The 16,189-nt window shown below is 50.1% G+C and carries 13 protein-coding genes and 1 tRNA gene; 6 read left to right on the top strand and 8 right to left on the bottom strand.

The window, feature by feature from the left end; all coding sequences use genetic code 11:
* Window positions 1-2 precede the first annotated feature (2 nt).
* On the top strand, window positions 3-740 hold the full coding sequence (locus tag AC0KH7_RS08230; protein ID WP_472372424.1) for a DUF481 domain-containing protein: 738 nt from the start codon (window positions 3-5) through the stop codon (window positions 738-740).
* Between the two features lie 179 nt (window positions 741-919).
* Entirely contained in the window at window positions 920-2,494 is a 1,575-nt protein-coding gene (locus AC0KH7_RS08235; RefSeq protein WP_472372426.1) for an ABC transporter substrate-binding protein, read from the top strand.
* Between the two features lie 76 nt (window positions 2,495-2,570).
* Here AC0KH7_RS08235 and AC0KH7_RS08240 read toward each other — a convergent pair.
* The 7 genes from AC0KH7_RS08240 to AC0KH7_RS08270 all read right to left on the bottom strand — a co-directional run bounded on the left by AC0KH7_RS08240 (window position 2,571) and on the right by AC0KH7_RS08270 (window position 9,903).
* Window positions 2,571-2,662, bottom strand: a tRNA-Ser gene (locus AC0KH7_RS08240).
* A gap of 120 nt (window positions 2,663-2,782) precedes the next feature.
* The gene (gene csrA, locus AC0KH7_RS08245) at window positions 2,783-3,004 is read right to left on the bottom strand and encodes a carbon storage regulator CsrA (RefSeq protein ID WP_472372428.1); all 222 of its coding nucleotides are present in this window, start codon (window positions 3,002-3,004) and stop codon (window positions 2,783-2,785) included.
* 168 nt (window positions 3,005-3,172) lie between these two features.
* Window positions 3,173-4,399 carry an aspartate kinase gene (locus AC0KH7_RS08250; RefSeq protein WP_472372430.1) on the bottom strand — a complete coding sequence of 409 codons (1,227 nt, stop codon included), beginning with the start codon at window positions 4,397-4,399 and terminating at the stop codon, window positions 3,173-3,175.
* 373 nt (window positions 4,400-4,772) lie between these two features.
* Entirely contained in the window at window positions 4,773-7,367 is a 2,595-nt protein-coding gene (gene alaS / locus AC0KH7_RS08255; protein ID WP_472372432.1) for an alanine--tRNA ligase, read from the bottom strand.
* Between the two features lie 211 nt (window positions 7,368-7,578).
* On the bottom strand, window positions 7,579-8,064 hold the full coding sequence (locus tag AC0KH7_RS08260) for a regulatory protein RecX (protein WP_472372434.1): 486 nt from the start codon (window positions 8,062-8,064) through the stop codon (window positions 7,579-7,581).
* Window positions 8,065-8,089: 25 nt separating this feature from the next.
* Window positions 8,090-9,127, bottom strand: a complete 1,038-nt coding sequence (recA, locus tag AC0KH7_RS08265) for a recombinase RecA (RefSeq protein ID WP_472373793.1) — start codon at window positions 9,125-9,127, stop codon at window positions 8,090-8,092.
* 275 nt (window positions 9,128-9,402) lie between these two features.
* Complete coding sequence (locus AC0KH7_RS08270) at window positions 9,403-9,903, bottom strand: CinA family protein (protein WP_472372436.1); 501 nt, start codon at window positions 9,901-9,903, stop codon at window positions 9,403-9,405.
* Between the two features lie 185 nt (window positions 9,904-10,088).
* Between AC0KH7_RS08270 and mutS the strand changes: the two genes are divergently transcribed.
* The 4 genes from mutS to gshB all read left to right on the top strand — a co-directional run bounded on the left by mutS (window position 10,089) and on the right by gshB (window position 15,726).
* The gene (mutS, locus tag AC0KH7_RS08275; protein ID WP_472372438.1) at window positions 10,089-12,710 is read left to right on the top strand and encodes a DNA mismatch repair protein MutS; all 2,622 of its coding nucleotides are present in this window, start codon (window positions 10,089-10,091) and stop codon (window positions 12,708-12,710) included.
* Window positions 12,711-12,730: 20 nt separating this feature from the next.
* Window positions 12,731-13,594: a thioredoxin gene (gene trxA / locus AC0KH7_RS08280; protein WP_472372440.1), complete on the top strand. Its 864-nt coding sequence runs from the start codon at window positions 12,731-12,733 to the stop codon at window positions 13,592-13,594.
* Window positions 13,595-13,608: 14 nt separating this feature from the next.
* Window positions 13,609-14,463: a DUF5718 family protein gene (locus AC0KH7_RS08285; RefSeq protein ID WP_472372442.1), complete on the top strand. Its 855-nt coding sequence runs from the start codon at window positions 13,609-13,611 to the stop codon at window positions 14,461-14,463.
* Between the two features lie 216 nt (window positions 14,464-14,679).
* Window positions 14,680-15,726 (top strand): glutathione synthase, encoded by a 1,047-nt coding sequence (gene gshB / locus AC0KH7_RS08290; RefSeq protein ID WP_472372444.1) that lies wholly within the window; start codon window positions 14,680-14,682, stop codon window positions 15,724-15,726.
* Window positions 15,727-15,788: 62 nt separating this feature from the next.
* On the opposite strand, the gene AC0KH7_RS08295 is transcribed toward gshB, so the two are convergent.
* The gene (locus tag AC0KH7_RS08295; protein ID WP_472372446.1) at window positions 15,789-16,169 is read right to left on the bottom strand and encodes a diacylglycerol kinase; all 381 of its coding nucleotides are present in this window, start codon (window positions 16,167-16,169) and stop codon (window positions 15,789-15,791) included.
* Window positions 16,170-16,189: the final 20 nt, after the last annotated feature.

Here is a 16,189-nt window from a genome sequence, read left to right on the forward strand (position 1 = left end):
AAATGACAAGACAAACCCTCGCACTCCTAACCCTTTCATCACTGTTTGCCAGCAGCCAGGTCATGGCCGCTGAAGCGAAGACCGACAAGGGCCTGCACGGTTCCGGTGAAGCCGGTTATTCCGAAACCTCCGGCAACACCAATACACAAGCCATTTACGCTTCCTTGAAGCTGGATTACACTCAGGAGATGTACAAGCTGAAAGGCAAAATCGACGCCTCCAATAAAAAAGAAGACGGCAACCGCACCGAAGAACGTTATGTGGGAGACCTGCAAGGAAACCTGTATTTTTCCGACTACCAAAAAGCCTACGGTTTCGGACAATTCCGTGCGGAAAACAACCGTTTCGAAGACATTGACCTCAACACCTACACTCTGGTCGGTTTGGGTTACAACTTCATTAAAGAAAAGGACTTGGTTCTAACGGGTGAAGCCGGTATCGGTAACCAAACCCAGGATTACACCAAAGACAGTGGCGAAAAAGACTTTTCGCAAGTAATTGGAAAGCTTTACGGGAACTTCGAATACGGCTTTAACGATAATGTTCGCTTCTTACAGAACCTGACGGTATTCACCGGTGAAAAGCAGACCAAATATGAAAGCAACACCGGGTTGAAAGTTAAACTGAACGGTAACCTTAACCTGAAACTCAACTACCAATACCGTCACAACGACAACCCCGCCGCTGGCAAGAAAAAAGACGATACCGAAACAATGTTAACCTTGATGTACGACTTCTAAGTCATTCATCACTTCCACTAAAAAAACCGGGACCATCCCGGTTTTTTTATGTCTTCAAATCACCATCTAACCAAAGTTGAAACACAACCCGATGAAATAAATTTTGTATTACCTTACAAATTACTCTAGTATTAAAAGCCAGCGATATAAACAAATCCTGTAAACGAAGACCAAAAAAAATGAATCTGCCTTCCTTTAAGCGCTTGTTCTCTTTTTTCCTTTTGATGACGTTAAGCGCTTCAATTTTTGCTTCCGAAACGGTTAAAGTGCAACTACGCTGGCTGCACCAGTTTCAGTTCGCCGGCTACTATATCGCATTGGAAAAAGGCTATTACGCCGAACAGGGCTTGAATGTCGAATTGATTGCCGGCGGGCCGCACGCCCTAAAACCGATTGATGATGTCTTAAGCGGCAAAGTCGATTACGCCATCACCGGTTCCGGCGTCGTCATTGACCGAATGGAAGGCAAACCAGTGGTGGCTTTGGCCGCCATTATGCAAACCTCGCCAATTGTGTGGATTACTTTAAAATCCTCACATATCCGCAGCCCACATGATATGGCCGGGCGCAAGCTGCTCATCATGCCGCCGCCGGAAAGCGCCGAACTATTAACCATGCTCGAAAGCGAAGGCATCCGCACAGAAAAACTCAACATCCAAAACACCAGCTACCGCATCGAAGATCTCATTGACGGCAAAGCCGACGCCTACGATGGCTACATCTCCAACGAGCCCTACTACCTCAAACAAAAAGGCGTCGAATACAACATCATCAACCCCAGAGACTACGGCATCAATTTTTACAGCGACGTGCTCATTACCAGCGAACAAAAAGTGGAAAACAACCCGGAACAGGTCAGCCACTTTATTAACGCCACTTTACAGGGTTGGGAATATGCCCTAAAAAACATTGACGAAACCATCCAACTCATCCATCAAAAATACGCTCCGCAAAAGGCACTTGAGCACCTGCAATTTGAAGCTCAAACCCTCAAAAAGCTCATCATGCCCGAGCTGGTTCAAATCGGCCACATGAACCCGGGCCGTTGGCAGTTTATCGCCGACAGCTACCGTCAACTGAACATGACCGCCGCCGACACCGATTTGGACGGCTTCCTATTCAAAGAACATCAAAAAACTGACTACACCTTGGCGCTTAAAATCGCGTTGGCCAGCGCCATACTTTTATTGATTGCAGGCCTGGTCATTATCAAGTTTCATAAGTTATCGCTTGAGCTGAAAAAAACCAACCGACAGTTAGAAGAACTGACCGTCATTGATCAACTCACACAAGTCAAAAACCGCCGTGGACTACTGGAAAAATCGGCCTATGTGCTCAGCCAAACGCGCCGAAATGGCTCGCCCTGCAGTTTTCTAATGCTCGACATCGATAACTTCAAACGCATCAACGACAATTACGGCCACCCAGCCGGTGACGCCGCTTTAATCAACTTGGCGAAGATCATTTCAGCGAACCGACGAAAACATGACATCGTCGCTCGTCTCGGGGGCGAAGAATTCGCGATATTGTTGGTGGATACAAATTTGGACGAAGCAGAAAGCGTTGCACAGAAAATTTTAAAAGACATCCAGAATTCGGTTATTCAATGCCCGAATAGCCGGACCGAATTCTCCATCACCGCCAGCATCGGCATTGCCTTAGCCGAAGGCGAACTGGAAACATTTTGGCATAAAGCCGACCAGGCTCTTTACCATGCCAAGTCGAGCGGACGTAATCAAATTTCCATCGCTTAACAGCGTAGCGACACCACCAGATACAGATGTATGGACCGAAAATAAAGCGTCTAAAAGGAATTTAAATAAAGAAAAATGGCGGTGAAAGAGGGATTCGAACCCTCGATAGGGGATAAACCCTATACTCCCTTAGCAGGGGAGCGCCTTCAGCCTCTCGGCCATTTCACCGTAATGGTTCGGATTAAAAGAGCTTTAATCCTGTAGTTTGTGGCGCGTATGATACCCTGATTTAGGGTGCTTGTAAACAGCGTTTGGCGGTTTGGCGTCAATTTTTTAAATGCCTTGCCATTACTTCGCCGCAGCGATCTTGTCTTCGACAATTAGGGTCGCGTCTTGCTGGACGTCTTGAGCTTCTTTTTCTTTGATCAACAGTTCTTCTCGCTGAATTTGCACCTCCTTTGGCGCTTCAATTCCCAAGCGTACCTGACCACTTTTCAAGCCGACTACGGTCAACTTGATGTTGTCGCCAATCATGAGCGTTTCTCCAACACGTCGTGTCAATACCAGCATGATTCAATTCCTTTGTTATGCATTTCTCAAAGGCTATAGTTTAAACTTATTGCACCCCAAATTCTATTTATATTTCTTATCACTATCATTAAGACTAACTAATAAGGTTTACTTATTTCAGGCAATAAAAAACCCGGATAAACCGGGCTTTGCTACTAATCGCTGCGTTTATTTATCCAACTCAAAGGCTTCGTGCAAGGATTGAACCGCTTCCTCCAAATGCTCTTCTCCAATCACCACGGAAATCTTGATTTCGGTGGTTCCAATCATTTGGATATTAATATCATGGTCCGCTAGCGTTTTGAACATCGTACTTGCGATACCGGAGTGTGATTTCATCCCCACGCCAACCATGGAAATTTTAACAATGGTATCGTCGGATATGACCTCACGGGCTCCCAGCGCCATCGCATGCTGTTCTAAAACCTTTTTCGCGGCATGCAAATCACCACGTGCCACCGTAAAGGTGAAATCAGTGGTGCCATCGACACTCTGGTTTTGAATAATCATGTCGATTTCAATATTGGCATCGGAAATTGGCCCCAAAATCTGGAAGGCTACACCCGGCTTGTCCGGCACCCCTAACACCATCAATTTTGCTTCATCACGGCTGAAGGCAATGCCGGATATCAAAGGTTTTTCCATATCTAAATCCTCAAAATCTTCTTCCGAGATGAGAAGCGTCCCACCCCCTTCTTTCATAGACGACAAGACGCGCAACGGCACTTTGTATTTGCTGGCGAATTCCACCGAGCGAATCTGCAATACCTTGGCACCTAAACTGGCGAGTTCCAACATCTCATCGAAGGTCACCACATCCAAACGTTTGGCTTCCGGTACCACGCGCGGGTCGGTGGTGTAAACGCCGTCCACATCAGTGTAAATCTGACATTCATCCGCTTGCAAAGCCGCCGCTAAGGCCACAGCCGTGGTATCGGAACCGCCGCGTCCCAGCGTGGTAATATCCCCTTCTGGTGTCACGCCTTGGAACCCGGCGACTACAACGACCTTACCTTGATTCAGTTGCGACTTAATCTTATCGGAATCGATTTCCTCGATACGCGCCTTGGAGTGAATATCGTTAGTCATAATCGGCACTTGCCAGCCGGTATAGGAAACAGCGGCGTAACCATTTTGCTGTAACGCCATACTCAGCAGCGCAATCGTGACCTGCTCGCCCGTTGTCAGCAACACGTCCATTTCCCGGCGGGAAGGCTGCTCTTGAATTTCATGTGCCAGCGCGGTCAGCCGGTTTGTTTCACCACTCATAGCGGAGACCGCAACAACGACCTGATGCCCTTCATCCACGAATTTCGCGACCTTTTTCGCGACATTCTGGATACGTTCGACATTCCCGACCGACGTCCCGCCATATTTTTGAACAATTAATGCCATGTATGATTTTGCCTTCTTAACGAAACCATGTTCTGCCCACCTTGCCGCCGTAAATCGACTCGCCTCAAGTCAAAAAACCGCACAGGGCAAAACGCCCATGTGCGGTTAATCTTGAGGTTTCGATCGCTTATCGAACGATTCGGATAGGATTTGTTTGAAACCAAGGGTAACGGCGCCTTTGCCGTTTTCGACCAAGCCTGGCCGAAATAAACCCGAATATTTCACAAATTTTCACTGACCTTGCTGGCTCTTTGATTCCACACCCCATATTTTCTCAGTCGGTCGTAATCGTCGATAAGACACTTCTTCGAAAATTGTCTTGTGAAAACAAAGATTCAGCGCAATCTCGGCACAAATTTATGAAGTATTCGGGTTAAGCTTTGCTCGCTACCCACTCTTTTACGGAAGCCAAGGCCTCCTTTAATTTGCTCGGATCTTTACCGCCGGCCTGCGCCATATCCGGACGCCCACCGCCTTTACCGCCCACTTGTTGCGCGACGTGGTTTACCAGTTCGCCCGCTTTCCATTGTGACGTCAAAGCTTTGCTCACCCCGGCCACCAAGCTGACTTTTTCGCCGTCCACAGCGGCCAAAACGATGGTGGCCGGTTCCAGCTTATCCTTCAATTTATCCAACGTTTCACGCAAGGTATTCACGTCGGCCCCTTCGAGTTGAGCGGCCAGGACATTGACCTCACCCACTTTCTCGACCGCACTTGCCAAATCGTCGCCTTGTGAAGAGGCCATTTTAGACTGCAGTTGCTTCAACTGTTTTTCCAGTTCTTTCTGGTCGTTTACCAACTGCGTCACTTTAGCGTCCACTTGCGCCTTATCGGTTTTCAAGCGCCCAGCAATATCCAGCAACACCTGCTCGGTATCATAAATGGTCTGCCAAGCCGCTTCGCCGGTCACCGCCTCAATACGACGGACGCCGGAGGCGATGCCGCTTTCTGAGGTGATACGGAAAGGCCCAATCTCTCCCGTCGAGTTGACGTGTGTTCCACCACACAGTTCGATGGAGAAATCGCCCATATCAACGACACGAACCACATCACCGTATTTTTCGCCGAACAAGGCCATAGCACCTTTCGCTTTGGCCGATTCGATGTCCATTTCTTCCATCTGCACATCGGCGTTCAACATAATGTTATGGTTCACCAAACGTTCTATTTCCAACAGCTGTTCCGCCGAAATCGGTTCAAAATGCGAGAAGTCAAAACGCAATCTTTCCGGTTGCACCAAAGATCCTTTTTGGCCAACATGCGTACCCAATACTTGGCGCAAGGCGGCGTGCAACAAATGCGTGGCCGAGTGGTTGCGTTCAGAGGCACGACGCGCTTTGGTATTGATATGAGCACAAATCGTTTGGCCGACACTGATCGCTCCAGCGGTCACTTTACCGATGTGCAGGAAGGTCCCGCCTTGCTTTTGACAAGTGTCGACGTGGAAACTGTTCATACCTTCGGTCAAGCTGCCCTGGTCACCGACCTGTCCGCCGGATTCAGCATAAAACGGTGTGGCATCCAGAATGACAATGCCTTCCTGCCCTTCCTCCAAACGTTCTACTGACTTCTGCCCAGTAAAAATCGCCATCACCTTGGCATTGGCTTCGTCCTGATCGTAGCCGGCAAAGTGAGTCGGTTCGTTGTAATCGACTTTATGCTGACCTTGTGAGGCAAAATTGCTGGCGGAACGGGCACGAGCGCGCTGCGCTTCCATTTCTTTTTCAAAACCGGCCTCATCCACGGACAACCCCCGTTCACGCGCCACATCGGCCGTCAAATCGAGCGGAAAACCATAGGTGTCATACAATTTAAACGCCGTTGAGCCACTGATGACCTTACCGTTCAATTGCGCAATATCGTCTTCCAGGATTTTCATGCCGTTTTCCAGAGTTTCGGCAAAGCGCTCCTCTTCCAGTTTCAAGGCACGCTCAACGTTGGCCTGTTCTTTCACCAATTCCGGATAGGCTTCCCCCATCTGTTTGACCAAGGTCGGTACCAAACGATAGAAGAAAACGTCTTTTTGGCCCAGTTTGTAACCGTGGCGAATCGCGCGACGGATAATACGGCGCAACACATAACCGCGACCTTCATTGGACGGCAGCACACCATCGACAATCATAAAGACACAAGAACGGATATGGTCGGCAATCACACGCAAGGAACTGTTGGCCAGGTCTTTTTCACCGGTCAGTTCGGCGGCTTTGGAGACAATCGCCTGGAACAGATCGATGTCGTAGTTGTTATGTACATTTTGCATCACCGCCGCCAAACGCTCCAAGCCCATACCGGTATCGACCGACGGTTTCGGTAACGGCGTCAAAGTGCCGTCTTCGGAACGGTCGAATTGCATGAACACCAGGTTCCAGATTTCGATGTAACGATCGCCATCTTCATCCGGCGACCCAGGAGGCCCACCGGCGACGTCCGGGCCATGGTCATAGAAAATTTCCGAACAAGGCCCGCATGGCCCGGTGTCTCCCATCGACCAGAAATTATCTTTAGCGCCGCAACGCGAAAAGCGCTCGGCACTGACGCCCATGTCTTTCAACCAGATGTCTTCGGCTTCCTGGTCTTCTTCAAACACTGTGACCCAGAGCTTGTCTTCCGGCAACCCCAACTCTTCCGTCAGGAATTGCCAGGCATATTGAATGGCTTCACGCTTGAAATAATCGCCGAAACTGAAGTTCCCCAGCATTTCAAAAAAGGTATGGTGGCGCGCCGTGTAGCCAACGTTTTCCAAATCGTTGTGCTTGCCCCCGGCCCGAATACAGCGTTGCACGCTGGTCGCACGAGAGTAATCACGGGGCTCCTGGCCTAAAAAGGTTTCTTTAAACTGCACCATCCCGGCATTGGTGAATAACAATGTCGGATCGTTGCCGGGCACCACAGGGCTGGAATGCACGGCGGTATGGCCTTGCTTTACAAAAAAGTCTAAAAACGCTTTTCTGAGTTCTGCGCTGGTCATATAAATAAAGTTCCTAAAAAGTCAAAAATCAGGTCTAAAATTTCAGTTCCGTTTCACGCACCCGATGACAGACATTCCATGACCGCCGCTCGTCCTTTTCCGGCGGCCATTCCAACTGTTCAGGTGCATGTTTAAGAGACGATTTGTCTTGCTATGGTTATGTATTATTGTGACAGTATCGTCTTGTTTATTCGTTGTGTTCTATCTCGTTTCAGGCACCACGAAATGCTTTCCAAATCTGAGACTGGGAAAAGCCCCGTGATTGTAAGAATCGCATTCGACGTGCCTGCTCTTTAGCTTCTGAAGGCTTGGCACTGTCGCCATATTTTCGCTCCAAAGCCTGGATCGCAATATCAGCCCAGTCGGCCTCTTCCATCGCTAAAAAAGCTTCCACCAAATCCTGTCGATCGGTGCGCATCTGCAAAGCCTGTTTGATTTTATAAGGCCCTTGCTGTTTCTCAATCGCTTGCCGGACATAGGTTTCGACATACCGCTCATCCGATAACCAACGGTGTTCTTCGCACTTGTCTAATACAATATCCACCAGGCCTGGGTAATCTTCGGAGTGCGGGAATTTTTGCGATAGCTTATACCCTAACTCCTTACGGCCATGCTCGCGAAGCGACAACAAATACACCGCGCGCGATTCCATTTCCTGAGCCAGCGTTTGCGCGTCTTCCGACCCCAAAGAATCCATACGTCGTTTGGCTCCCCGTTATCAATCAGGCTTCGGCTTCATCCCCTTCCGGAGCAGCCTTCGATGAGGTCGGCTTTGGCATCAAACGCTCTTTCAATTCTTTTTGAAGGGTTTCGGAAATCTCCGGATTGTCTTTCAAAAATTGACGGACATTGTCTTTGCCTTGACCGATTTTTTGGCCTTCATAGCTGTACCAGGCACCGGCCTTATCAATCAACTTTTCCTTCACGCCCAAATCAATGATTTCCCCTTCACGGGAAATTCCCTGGCCGTACAGAATATCGAATTCCACTTGCTTGAACGGCGGCGAAACCTTGTTTTTGACCACTTTCACGCGGGTTTCATTCCCCAAAATTTCTTCGCCTTTCTTAATCGCTCCGATACGTCGGATGTCCAAACGCACCGAGGAGTAGAATTTCAAAGCATTCCCGCCAGTGGTGGTTTCCGGGTTACCGAACATCACCCCGATTTTCATACGAATCTGGTTGATGAAAATCACCAATGTATTGGTACGCTTAATGTTAGCGGTCAACTTACGCAATGCCTGCGACATCAAACGAGCTTGCAAGCCCATGTGGGAATCGCCCATATCGCCTTCGATTTCCGCTTTCGGTGTCAAGGCGGCGACCGAATCGACAATCACGATATCGACCGCACCGGAACGCACCAACGAATCGGTGATTTCCAACGCCTGCTCCCCCGTGTCCGGTTGCGACACCAGCAGGTTATCCACATCAACACCCAACTTCTGAGCGTAAATCGGGTCCAAAGCGTGCTCGGCATCCACGAAGGCGGCGGTACCGCCAGCTTTCTGCATTTCGGCGATAGCATGCAACGTTAAAGTGGTTTTACCGGACGACTCCGGGCCGTAGATTTCAACCACTCGGCCACGTGGCAAACCACCGATACCCAATGCAATATCCAACCCAAGTGAACCGGTTGAAATAGCGTCAATGTCGCGGACCACACCTTGGTCGCCCATGCGCATGATGGAACCTTTACCAAATTGTTTTTCAATTTGTCCTAACGCCGCCTCGAGCGCTTTACGCTTATTCTCATCCATTAACATCACCGTTTTTTCATTACATCCGGTACCGAAGGCCGCCGGAGGCGACTTCAGAACCATTCAAATTACATTAAAAAACCCTTGCTTTCCTTCTCCCGCAAACGCCATTCACGAAAAAAACAGAGGCAAAGGTTGAAATTTTATTGGGGCATGATTATCCCATAATTCCGTGGATTTAACACTTTTTTTATCGGCTGTCAGCGCCTGCGGAATTTCAGGAAGAAATCCAGAAAAAAACCAAAAAAACCATAAAGGTCGAACGTTTTGGCCCTTCAATCCTCTTTGAGCAAACGTAACACTCCTTGCAACGCTTCCACTGTGCAAGCTAACCGAACCGCATTGCGATCACCGTCAAAATGGTAAAGCTTGGAAATAATTTCATCGTGCCCCTGCATCGCCCAAGAAATCCATACCGTGCCCACCGGTTTATCCGGCGTGCCGCCACCTGGCCCGGCAATACCGCTACAAGCCACACTGATGCCGGCATGTGATTCTTGCAAGGCACCAATCACCATTTCTTCAACACATTCTTGGCTGACCGCGCCTTTATGTTGCAAAGTCACTTCCTTAACGCCCAGCATTTCGTTTTTCGACTCGTAACTGTAAGTTACAAACGCCCGATCAAACCAGGCGGTACTGCCCGCCACACTGGTTAAGGCCTCGGCAATCAAACCACCGGTGCAGGATTCCGCCGTCACGATCAACTTATCGTGCTGTTTCAGGGCATCACCCACCTCGGCCACTAAGGATTCAAGGCTCGAACGGCTCATCATTAAAGGGCTCCTTATTGATAGAAAGTGTTTTATCGATTAGCATACCTTTTTTTACACATTTTTTACAGTGGCGACGTTGGCGAAATCTCACTTTCTGCCATTCACACATGGCTTTTCCGCTAAAATACTCGCCCAACGAACCCCGACAAGAAACTTCAACCAACCGGAACCGACCGCAAACAATTATGGCCGAAAAAACCACCCACACCCCTATGATGCAACAATACCTAGCGGTTAAAAACGAGCATCCAGGTCATTTGCTGTTTTATCGCATGGGCGATTTTTACGAACTCTTTTACGACGATGCCGTCAAAGCGGCCGAGCTGTTAGAAATCACCCTGACGGCACGTGGGAAATCCGGCGGACAACCGATTCCGATGGCGGGCATTCCACATCACTCTGCAGACAGCTATCTTGCCAAACTCGTCAAACTGGGCGAATCCGTCGCCATCTGCGAACAAATCGGCGACCCGGCCACGTCAAAAGGTCCGGTGGAGCGCAAAGTGGTTCGCATCATCACACCGGGCACCTTGGTAGAAGACGCCTTATTGGAAGACAAGTCGGAAAACCTATTGGCCGCCATTACCAAGCTCGACGACGCTTACGGTCTGGCCTATTTGGATGTGGCCAGTGGCCGTTTTGAAGCCACACAACTCGACGATGCTGTGCAACTGACCGCCGAAGTGGAGCGTCTCAAACCGGCGGAAATCATCTTGCCGGATGATCCGTTACTTGAACAGAATTTGCCGGAAGCCATTCAAAAACGCCCAGGCCTGGTGCGTTATCCCGCTTGGCACTTTGATGTCGATGCCTGTCGTAAACGCCTGACCGACCATTTCGGCACACAGGATTTGGTGGCGTTCGGCTGCGAGCAATTACCCACCATCATCGCCACCACCGGCACCATTCTGCATTACGCCCGCGCCATGCTGCAAAGTGATTTGGAGCATGTGTTCAGCCTACAAACCTACCGCACCGACGACGCCTTGGTGCTGGACGCCATGAGCCGACGTAACCTGGAACTGGACACCAACCTCAACGGTGGCAAACACCACACGCTGTTTTCGATCCTCGACAACGCTACCACGGCCATGGGCAGTCGTTTGATGAACCGCTGGCTCAATCAGCCGCTGCGCAATCGCGACATCCTCAATGCCCGTCTCGACGCCATCGAAGATTTGATTGCACAACACAGTACCGACGATTTTCAGCAGGTTCTGAAACCCATCGGCGACTTGGAACGTATTCTCAGCCGAGTATCGCTTTATTCCGCCCGACCACGCGACCTGTTGCACCTTGGCCGCTCCCTCAACCAGTTACCGGAACTGCAAGCCTTACTGGCCAACCAGGCTGCCGAGAAATGGCAGCAAATCGTCCAGCGCCTCGGCGAATACCCGGAACTGGCGGCTCAGTTGGATAACGCTCTGGTGGAAAATCCGCCCATGGTCATGCGTGACGGCGGCGTGTTCGACGAAGGTTACGACGCCGAACTCGACGAACTGCGCAATTTGAAAAACGAGGCCGGTGATTATCTGTTGGCACTGGAAGAGCGTGAAAAAGAGCGCACCGGCATCCAAACCCTGAAAGTCGGTTATAACCGCGTACACGGTTATTACATCGAAGTCAGCAAACTGCAGTCCGACAAGGTGCCGGCCGACTACGTCCGTCGCCAAACCCTGAAAGCCCAGGAACGTTACATCACACCGGAACTGAAAGGCTTTGAAGACAAGGTACTCAGTGCCAACGAAAAAGCCCTGGCCCGCGAAAAATGGCTGTATCAGCAATTATTGGAACGCCTCAACGAGGACTTGAAACCACTGCAACAGACCGCTGCTGCGTTGGCGGAAACCGATGTACTGAATGCACTGGCGCGTCAGGCCATTGCATTGAACCTGACCCGCCCGGTGTTGACCAGCGAACCCGGATTGGACATTCAGCAAGGCCGTCACCTGACGGTCGAAGCCTTGTCCGACCAACCGTTTATCCCCAACGATACCTGTTTCGACGATGCGCGTCGCCTGCAAATCATCACCGGGCCGAACATGGGCGGTAAATCCACCTTCATGCGCCAGACCGCGTTGATTGCCATTATGGCTTACATGGGCAGTTTCGTCCCGGCGGAATCGGCGACCTTAGGGCCCATCGACCGCATATTCACCCGCATCGGGGCATCGGACGACCTCACCTCCGGGCGTTCGACCTTTATGGTGGAAATGACCGAAACCGCCAATATTTTGCACCACGCCACGCCGGAATCCTTGATTTTGATGGACGAAGTCGGCCGTGGCACCTCCACTTTCGACGGTTTGGCACTGGCCTGGGCCATCGCCGAACAGATGGCGCAAAGCATTCAAGGTTACTGCTTGTTCGCGACCCATTATTTCGAGTTGACCACCTTGGCGGAACAGTTCAACAACACCGTCAATATTCACCTGAACGCCATCGAGCATCAAGACAAAATCGTCTTTATGCACCAGGTACAGGAAGGCCCGGCATCGCAGAGTTACGGTTTACAGGTCGCTGCGCTGGCCGGGGTGCCGAATGAGGTGATTCGAAAAGCGAAAACCCATCTGCATCGCCTGGAAAACCAAACCGCCGCGCAAAGTGGCCGAGTGACAACAACCGCTGGCGAGCATGAAGCCTCGGTGCAGCAATTTGATTTATTCGCGAGCGGCCCGGCCAACCCGAAAGAAATCGAAACCTTGTTGGACGAACTGGCGGACTTGAAAGTCGACGACTTCACCCCCAGAAAAGCGCTGGATAAATTATACGAATTGACCGATATCGTAAAAGAATTTCGAGGATAACCCATTATGAGAGCAATGATATGGAAGCGATGATTATTGACGTCACCCAGGAAAATTTCAATGAAATGGTGGTGAACAACTCCATGCACGTGCCGGTGTTGGTGGACTTTTGGGCCCCTTGGTGCGGCCCCTGTAAGCAAGTCATGCCCATGCTGGAAAAACTGGCCAAAGACATGGCCGGGCAATTCATTCTGGCAAAAATCAATACCGAAGAACAGGAAGAACTGGCCAACCACTTTCAGATTCGCAGCATTCCCAGCTTCAAGATTTTCCACCAAGGGCATGTGGTGGAAGAACTGCAAGGCGGCCAACCCTTGTCCGCCTTCCAAGAAGCCCTGAAACCGTATCTAAAGCCGGACGAGTCCGAAGAACTCCGCGCTCAAGCCCAACAGGCGTTTGGCGAAGGTGATTACGACCGCGCGATGCAACTGCTGGGCCAGGCCTCACAAGCCAACCCCAATAACTATCGCATTCACCTCGATTTGGCGAAAATGTACTTTCAACGCGGCCACGTGGACGAGGCGAAGCAATTACTGGAAAAATTGCCAGACGAAGCCAAAGATTCCGACGAAGGTAAATCACTGCTGGCGCTGTTCAAGTTCAGTCAGATGGTGGCCGAAGCGCCGGACATCGAAACCGTGCAGAAAAACCTGCAAACCAATCCGAACGACCCCGAAGCGCTTTATCACCTGGCCGGTTACTTAATGCTGCACCAGCAAGTGGAAGAAGCCATGAACTGCTTGCTGAAACTTTTCACCGTGGACCGCGATTTTCGGGATGGCATTGCCAAAACCACCCTGCTGGAAATTTTCGACCTCTTGCATAAAGAACATCCACAGCTGGTCAACGCCTATCGCCGAAAATTGCAAAACCTATTGTTTTAAAGGTTAAATGACACATGACACTGACACAGGAAACCCTACGACAAACCCCTGTTTTCGGCATTGCGGGAAACTTTGCCGAACACTTGAACCAAGCCGGTGAAGACGCCGACTTCGTCCAGGTCAAAACCGAAAACGATAACGCGCCAAAAGGCATGTTCCCGATTTACATTCCCGGCCACCCGTCTTTTCTTGGCACCTATCCTCTCTCCAACGAACGGATTCAGGCCGACTTTTCCAACCCGATCAACGTGCAAATGGAGCCGGAAATTTGCGTGCTGTTCGATGTGGTTTACAATGACGACGATGACATCACCCAATTGAATGCCAAGGCTTTTTCGGCGTTTAACGACTGCTCGATCCGTCGCCCCAACGCCCGAAAAATCAGCCAAAAGAAAAACTGGGGCGAGTCCTGCACCGGTATTTCCAACCAATGGGTGGAAATCGACCGTTTCGACAAAGGCGGCATTCTCGATCACTACCACATCACTTCTTTCCTAAAACGCGCCAACGACGTCGAAGCCTACGGCATGGACAGCCCGGTACTGGGGTACAACTATTTTTACAGCACCTTAAAAGATTGGATGGTGAAAACCTTCAACCAACAAACCGACTTCGGCCCACTGGAAAACCTATCGCCGATGTTAGCCGAAGCCGGCCACCCAACCCAAATCATCGTGACTCTTGGCGCCACCCGTTACACTTCGTTTGGTGAAACCGGTTACTTAAAAAACGGCGACCGCATCGGCGTGTTTGTATACGACAAAAATGCCGTCAGTGAAGCCGAGGTGAAAAACGGCTTTCAAAACGAAACCCTCCCCGACAACTTCAAAGGTTCCGCTCTGATTCAATCCGTCACCGACGCGAAATAATCTAAGCTCATCCAAAACGCCCAGGCCTGGGCGTTTTTATGAACATTGAAGTGCCAACACCCCCACCGCGTATTTTCCCGATTTTAAAGGTTTACTTTTGCGCGAAAAGTCGTCAGAATTCGCCACATGGACGCCGAATCATCTCGGCGATTCTCCGACCTGGGAATAGTCCCCGGATACCGCCCGACCATCGCCCCGACTCTTAAGGACGTGATTATGAATATTGGTTTTATTTTTGAAGATTGGAACACCATTACACCGGCCAAAAACTCCACCGTGAGAATCATCAAGGAGTGCTTGGAACGCGGTCATAAGGTCTCCATTCTGTACCCAAGCAACCTGACAGTGCGCAACAATGTCACGCATGGTTACGTCAAACGAATTCTGCCGATGGACAAAATTCCGGACAATATTCTGCAATTCTACAAGAAGGTCAAATTCGAACAGAAAATGATGCCGTTACACGGTCTGGATGCCATTATGGTTCGCCGCGATCCGCCCATTGATGCCATGGTCTACAATTTTCTCGACTCGGTCAAAAGCGAAGTCGTCATCATCAACGACATCGACGGTATTCGTAAAGCCAATAACAAACTTTACACCACAACCTTCAACGACCCAAGCAACAGTTTTCTGCCCATTACACATGTGTCCAAAAACAAGGAATACATTCGCCAGATGATTGATGAGATGCCCGGCGACAAAGTCATTTTAAAACCGCTGAACGCCTCCGGCGGACACGGTGTGATTGTCTTGGAGAAAAACGCTCAAACCAGTATCAACTCCATTCTGGACTTCTACATCCACACCCAGGAAAAAAGCTATGTCATCGTGCAGGAATATATTGAAGGCGCGGAAGAAGGCGATGTGCGCGTATTGATGCTGAACGGTAAATTCATCGGTGCATACAACCGCAAACCCCCGGAAGGCGATGTGCGCGCCAACATTCAAGTCGGCGGTACGGCGCACAAATACAAAATGACCGACTCGCAAATGGCGATTTGCCGCAAAATCGGCCCGAAACTGGCGGCAGACGGCCTGTATTTCGTCGGCGTCGACATGATTGGCGACAAAATTCTGGAAGTGAATGTGTTGAACCCGGGCGGCATCACCAATATCAATGCCCTGAACAAGCTCAAGCTGCACAAAAATGTGGTCGATTTCATCGAAGAAAAAGTCAATGAAAAGGAAGAGAAACGCGCGGAGCTGGAATTCTTACTGAAACGTCTCAGTGAATTCCGCCAATCCGATAAAAACGAATAATTCGGTCGCCCCTCAAACACGAATCCGAATTTTAACCAGGCCTGGCAAAAACTCGGATTCGGCTAAAACAGACTCCAGTTCAGGCGCGAGATAATCAGCGTCGACCAAACCAGCAGACACAACCCCATCATCACAAACACCGCCGCCGAGCCCATGTCTTTCGCCAAACCGGATAGCTCGTGCCACTCCTGACCGTGGCGATCCACCACCATTTCCACCGCGGTGTTCAATAACTCCACCACCAGCAATAGAATCACCGAACCGATTAACAGAATAAACTCCACCGCATCGTTCGACAGCCACATGGCAATCGGCGTCAACACCGCCAACAATACCAATTCCTGCCGGAATGCCGCTTCGTTTTGATAACAGGCCTTAATGCCTTGCCAGGAATAACCGGCCGCTTTGACAATGCGAACCAAACCTCTGTGCCCGGGCTTCATGCAATGCTCCTTGAAAGCTC

The sequence above is a fragment of the Hydrogenovibrio sp. genome, from assembly GCF_965140365.1.
GTDB lineage: Bacteria > Pseudomonadota > Gammaproteobacteria > Thiomicrospirales > Thiomicrospiraceae > Hydrogenovibrio.